Source organism: Aeromicrobium sp. PFPM2_SD2, from assembly GCF_057364525.1.
In genome coordinates, this window is record NZ_JBNFNZ010000280.1 from 1 (window position 1) to 3433 (window position 3433).

Sequence of the window (3433 nt, forward strand, 5' to 3'; positions counted from 1 at the left end):
CATCCCCCGGCCGCCCGCCGCCCGGGCGGACGGCCTTGACCAGCAGCGGGAAGTCGGCCGCGGTGGCGGTCGCCGGGTCGACCTCGAGCACCGGGACGCCGGCGGCGGCCATGAGCTCCTTGGCCCGGATCTTGGACCCCATCGCCTCGATCGTCGACGGGTCGGCCGATCCAGGTCAGGCCGGCGTCGACGACGTCCCGCGCGAACTGGGCGTTCTCGGACAGGAAGCCGTAGCCGGGGTGGATCGCGTCGGCGCGGCGCCCTCGCCGCGGCGATGACCAGGTCGCCGCGCAGGTACGTCTCGCCCGGCGCCGAGCCGGGCAGGCGAACGGCCCGGTCGGCCTCGCGGACGAACGGCGCGCCGGCATCGGCGTCCGAGTGCACGGCGACGGTCTCGACGCCGAGGTCGCGGCAGGTGCGGAACACGCGCCGGGCGATCTCCCCCCGGTTGGCGACCAGGACGCTCTTGATCTGCTTGTGCGTGTTCACAGCCTGAACACCCCGAATCCCTCGGCGCCCTCGACGGGGCGGGTGGCGATGGCCGACAGGCAGATGCCCAGGATCGTGCGCGTGTCGCGCGGGTCGATGACGCCGTCGTCGTAGCCCATGCCGGACGTGAAGAAGGCGAGCGACTGCTCCTCGATCATCTGCTCGATGAACGCGCGGGTCTTCGCGTCCTGCTCCTCGTCGAACGGGACGCCCTTGGACTCCGCGGCCTGGCGGGCGACGATCGAGATGACGCCGGCCAGCTGCGCCGGGCCCATCACCGCCGACTTGGCGTTCGGCCAGCTGAACATGAACCGCGGGTCGTAGGCGCGTCCGCTCATGCCGTAGTGACCGGCCCCGTACGAGGCGCCGATGACGACGCTCAGGTGTGGCACCTTGCTGTTCGAGACGGCGTTGATCATCTGCGCGCCGTGCTTGATGATGCCGCCCTGCTCGTACTGGGCGCCGACCATGTAGCCGGTCGTGTTGTGCAGGAACAGCAGCGGCGTGTCGACCTGGTTGGCCAGCTGGATGAACTGCGCGGCCTTCTGCGCCTCCTGGCTGAACAGGACGCCCTGCGCGTTGGCCAGGACGCCGACCGGGTGGCCGTGCAGCTGGGCGAAGCCGGTGACCAGGCTGGTGCCGTACAGCGGCTTGAACTCGTCGAACTCGCTGCCGTCGACCAGGTGCGCGATGACCTCGCGCGGGTCGAACGGCTGCTTGAGGTCGGTCGGGATCAGGTCGAGCAGGGCCTCCGGGTCGCGGCGCGGCTCGGCGTAGTCCGTCCGCGGTGCCGGGCCGGCCTTGCGCCAGTTGAGCCGCCGGACGACCTGGCGTCCCAGCCGGATCGCGTCGTGCTCGTCCACGGCCAGGTAGTCGGCCAGACCGGACGTCCGCGCGTGCATCTCGGCGCCGCCGAGCGACTCGTCGTCGGACTCCTCGCCGGTGGCCATCTTCACCAGCGGCGGACCGCCGAGGAAGACCTTCGCGCCGTCCTTGACCATGACCACGTAGTCGCTCATCCCGGGCACGTACGCCCCACCGGCCGTCGCGTTGCCGAAGACGAGCGCGATCGTCGGGACCCCCGCGGCGCTGGACCGGGTGAGGTCGCGGAAGCTCGCGCCGCCGGGGATGAAGATGTCCTTCTGCGTCGGCAGGTCGGCGCCGCCGGACTCGACCAGGTTGATCGTCGGCAGGCCGTTCTCGGTGGCGATCTGCGCGGCCCGGCGGCTCTTGCGCAGCGAGCTCGGGTTGGTCGAGCCGCCCTTCACGGTCGGGTCGTTGGCCACGATCATGCACTCGACGCCCTCGACGACGCCGATGCCGGTGACCACCGAGGCGCCGACCGGGAAGTCGGTGCCCCAGCCGGCGAGCGCGCCCAGCTCCAGGAACGGGGCGTCCTCGTCGAGCAGCAGCTCGATGCGCTCGCGGGCGGTCAGCTTGCCGGCGCGCCCCGGTGGCGGGCGACGTACCGCTCGCCGCCGCCGGCGACGGCCTTGGCCTGCTCCTCGTGCAGGACGGCGATGCGCTCGAGCATCGCCTCGCGGTTGCTCGGCTCTGTCACGATCTCGGTCGTCATCTCAGTACCCCAGCAGCTTCGCCGAGAGGTCCTTCATGACCTCGGTCGCGCCGCCGCCGATGCCGAGGATGCGGGCGTCGCGGTAGTGCCGGTCGACCTCGCTGTCGCGCAGGTAGCCGGCGCCGCCGTGGATCTGCACGGCCTGGCTGACGACCCACTCGCACGCCTCGACGGCGACGTTCTTGGCGGTGGACGCGACGAGCGACATCTGCAGGTCGTCCTTCTCGCCGCTCACCCGCGCCTCGACCGCCTGCCGGGTGACCGCGCGGGCCGCCTCGACCTTCTGGTGCATCTCGACCAGGCGGTGACGGATGGCCTGGCGCGCGATGAGCGGGCGCCCGAAGGTCTCGCGGGTGCGGGCGTAGTCGACCGCGAGGTCGAGGGCGCGCTGGGCGGTGGCGTACGCCTGCGTGGCCAGGCTCAGCCGCTCGACGACGAACTGCTGCATGACGTAGACGAAGCCCGCGTTCTCCTCGCCGACCAGCTTGGCCTGCGGCACGCGGACGCCGCTGAACGCGAGCTCGGCGGTGTCGGAGCAGTGCCACCCCATCTTGGCCAGCGGGCCGCTGACGTCGAACCCGTCCAGGCCCTTGTCGATGACGACCAGGCTGATGCCGCCCCAGCCGTCGTCACCGGTGCGCACCGCGGTGGTGACGAAGTCCGAGCGGACGCCGGACGTGATGAACGTCTTCGCCCCGTCGACGACGTAGTCGGCGCCGTCCTTGCGGGCCCGGGTGCGCAGGTTCGCGACGTCCGAGCCGCCGTCGGGCTCGGTGACGGCGAGCGAGCCGATCTTCTCGCCGGCCAGCGTCGGGCGGACGTACTCGTCGACGAGGTCCGGGCTGCCGTTCGCGACGATGTGCGGCAGCGCGATGCCGTGCGTGAACAGCGCCGAGACCAGGCCGCTGGAGCCGCCGGACTCGATGATCGTCTCGGTCACGATGGTCGTGTCGACCAGGTCGCCGCCGCTGCCGCCGACCTCCTCGGGGAAGCCGATGCCCATGAGGCCGGCCTTGGCCGCCGTCAGGTGCAGCTCGCGCGGCAGGCGTCCGTCGTCCTCCCACTGGCGCAGGTGCGGGACGATCTCCTTCTCGGTGAAGCTGCGCACCATGTCGCGCAGGGCCTCACGCTCGGGGGTCCTCCAGGGGTTCATCGCTCTCCTTCGACGAGCAGACGGGTCGGCACGGCGACGACGCGGGCGCGCAGCCACTCGCCCAGGGCCTTGGCCTGGGGGTCGAGCCGGGTGGACGCGGCGACGCCGTCGCCGAGCAGGCGCAGCAGCACGACGTGACCGCGCGGGGACCGGGCAGCGGGTGGACCTCGACGTCCAGCCCCTCCGCCTCGGGGACGAGGGTGCGGACGCGCGCG

2 protein-coding genes and 2 pseudogenes are annotated in these 3433 nt (G+C 72.2%); all 4 read right to left on the reverse strand.

Annotated elements, in window-relative coordinates; translation table 11 throughout:
* Positions 1-489, reverse strand: a pseudogene (locus AC2W7G_RS12065) (biotin carboxylase N-terminal domain-containing protein); the annotation flags it as partial.
* Positions 486-2023 (reverse strand): annotated as a pseudogene (locus AC2W7G_RS12070) (acyl-CoA carboxylase subunit beta). The pseudogenes AC2W7G_RS12065 and AC2W7G_RS12070, both read right to left, overlap by 4 nt.
* Before the next feature lie 43 nt (positions 2024-2066).
* Positions 2067-3218, reverse strand: a complete 1152-nt coding sequence (locus AC2W7G_RS12075; RefSeq protein ID WP_485868657.1) for an acyl-CoA dehydrogenase family protein — start codon at positions 3216-3218, stop codon at positions 2067-2069.
* Complete coding sequence (locus AC2W7G_RS12080) at positions 3215-3349, reverse strand: hypothetical protein (RefSeq protein ID WP_485868658.1); 135 nt, start codon at positions 3347-3349, stop codon at positions 3215-3217. The genes AC2W7G_RS12075 and AC2W7G_RS12080 overlap by 4 nt, the downstream gene beginning before the upstream one ends.
* Positions 3350-3433: the final 84 nt, after the last annotated feature.

Excerpts from the sequence above, each read along its gene's own strand:
- AC2W7G_RS12075 (WP_485868657.1), bottom strand. The coding sequence starts at position 3,218 with ATGAACCCCTGGAGGACCCCCGAGCGTGAGGCCCTGCGCGACATGGTG.